This is a genomic window from Arthrobacter sp. SW1, assembly GCF_001766675.1.
GTDB lineage: Bacteria > Actinomycetota > Actinomycetes > Actinomycetales > Micrococcaceae > Arthrobacter.
Window position 1 is genome coordinate 1 of the sequence record NZ_MJLT01000037.1, and the last position, 1,969, is coordinate 1,969.

2 protein-coding genes and 1 pseudogene are annotated in these 1,969 nt (G+C 67.0%); all 3 read right to left on the reverse strand.

The window, feature by feature from the left end:
* Window positions 1–572: sugar phosphate isomerase/epimerase family protein (locus tag BIU82_RS13320; protein WP_070349959.1), on the reverse strand; the 572-nt coding region annotated here is incomplete at its 3' end.
* Complete coding sequence (locus BIU82_RS13325) at window positions 569–1,582, reverse strand: Gfo/Idh/MocA family oxidoreductase (RefSeq protein WP_070349960.1); 1,014 nt, start codon at window positions 1,580–1,582, stop codon at window positions 569–571. The genes BIU82_RS13325 and BIU82_RS13320, both read right to left, overlap by 4 nt.
* Window positions 1,583–1,624: 42 nt before the next feature.
* Window positions 1,625–1,969: pseudogene (locus BIU82_RS13330) on the reverse strand (2-keto-myo-inositol dehydratase); the annotation flags it as partial.

Sequence of the window (1,969 nt, forward strand, 5' to 3'; positions counted from 1 at the left end):
CGCATGATGTCCAGCGGCGCATCCTTCATGTGGAAGGTGTGCGAAGCCACGTACACCATGCCGACGTTCGGGGAGTTCAGGCCACGGATCACGCGCCAGGCGGCCAGGCCTTCCTCCACGAAGTCGTCCGGGTGCGGGTCGATGGCCACGTGCACGCCCTCGCGTTCGAAGACCGGCAGGAGCTCCTCCATGGACTTGTAGAAGCAGGCTTCGGACTCTTCCGGGAGCTCCGGGCGGCCGGAGAACTCCGTGTTCATCTGGGTGCAACCCAGGTCCACGGAGATCTGGATGGCACGCTTCCAAAACCGGACGGCGGCCTGCCGGGCGGTTTCATCGGGCCCGGACCAGCGCAGCACCGGCAGCACCGAAGCCACTTCGACGCCGGCCGCCTGGCAGTTCCTGCGGAACTGCGCCACGAGCGCGTCGTCCGCCTTGGGGTGGCGGAAGAACGGGATCATGTCCGCGTGCGGCGTCATCTGGAGGTACTTGAAGCCCAGCTCGGCCGCGAGCGCCGGGAACTCCAGCAGCGAGTGGCTGTGGTGGAACGGCGTGGGATCCAGCGCGATCTTCATCGGTAAAGCTCCGGCTTCTCCTTCAGCGAGACAGCGACCTTGCCGCCGGTCTTCTGCGCCTCGACGCCGGCCTCGCAGCAGGCAGCGGTGGCATACCCGTCCCAGGCGGAGGGGCCGCCCAGCTCGCCGCGGTGGGCGGCGTCCACCCAGGCCTGCACCTCGACGTCGTAGGCGGTACCGAAACGCTCGATGAAGCTCGGGGTGACCTTGCCGCCCCAGCTGCCGCTCCGGCGCAGGTACGGGCCGCCGTCGCCTCCGATGTCCACGATGCCGTCCTCGAAGGCGGCCTGGGTGGCCACCTCATAACCGAACTGGGCGTTGACGAAGATCTCGACGTCGGCCAGCACGCCGGATTCCGTTTCGATGAGCACGTGCTGGGGGTCGTGCTGCCCTTCCGGAGCGCGGCGCGAGCGCTTGCCGGTGCGGACCTGGACCGAGGTGATTTCCTCGCCGGTCAGGAAGCGGATCACGTCGAATTCGTGGACCACGGAGTCGTTGATGAGCATTTCGTTGGTGAAGCCGGGAGGGGTGTCCGGGTTGCGGTGGCGGCAGTGCAACATGAGCAGTTCGCCCAGTTCGCCGTTGCCGATGAGCCGGCCGAGCTCGGCGTATTCGGTGTCATAGCGGCGCATGAAGCCCACTTGGATGCGCTTGCGGCCGGTGGCGACCTCGGCTTCGACAACTTTCCAGGCGGAGCCGGAGTCAGTGGTGAGTGGCTTTTCGCACAGGATCGGGATGTCCAGTGGCAGCGCCTCCAGCAGCGCTTCCTCGTGGAGGAAGCCGGGGGTGGCGATGACAACGGCGTTGACATCGCCGGAAGCGTAGGCCTCCGCTGCGGTGGCGTATGCCTTGGCTCCCGGGATGCCGGCGATGGCTGCATTGGCGCGCTCAAGGTCGATGTCGACGACGGCTGCGACCTCCGCTCCGTGGATGCGGGTGTGCAGGCGCTGGACGTGGTCCGCACCCATGCGGCCGGCACCGATGACGGCGACGCGCAGGTTTTCACTCATGGTGGATTGTGCCTTTCTGGTGGCGTGGGCTGGGCGGCGAGGTCAGGAGACCCTGGTACGGGATCCGCAGCTGAGCAGGTACTTGCGCGTACGGGTGGCGATGGGCAGCGGAACGTCGAACGCCACGGGGTACATGTCCTGTTCCACAATGCCGAAGACCGGGCGGTCCAGCTTCTCGACCTCGAGGATGACCTCGTTGAGGTCCGGCAGCCCGGTGGGCGGCTCGGTCATGACGCCGTCCAGGTTGGCCTGGGCCCAGGTCTTGTTCTCCGCCCGGACCTTGGCGAGGATGTCCGGGTTGATCTGCTTCAGGTGCAGGTAGCCGATGCGCTCGGGGTATTTGCGGATGAGGTCCACGCTGCTGGCCCCGCCGTATTCGGCGTGGCC

What these genes read in the sequence shown, in the direction of transcription:
- BIU82_RS13325 (WP_070349960.1), bottom strand. Translation starts at nt 1,582, where the DNA reads ATGAGTGAAAACCTGCGCGTCGCCGTCATCGGTGCCGGCCGCATGGGT.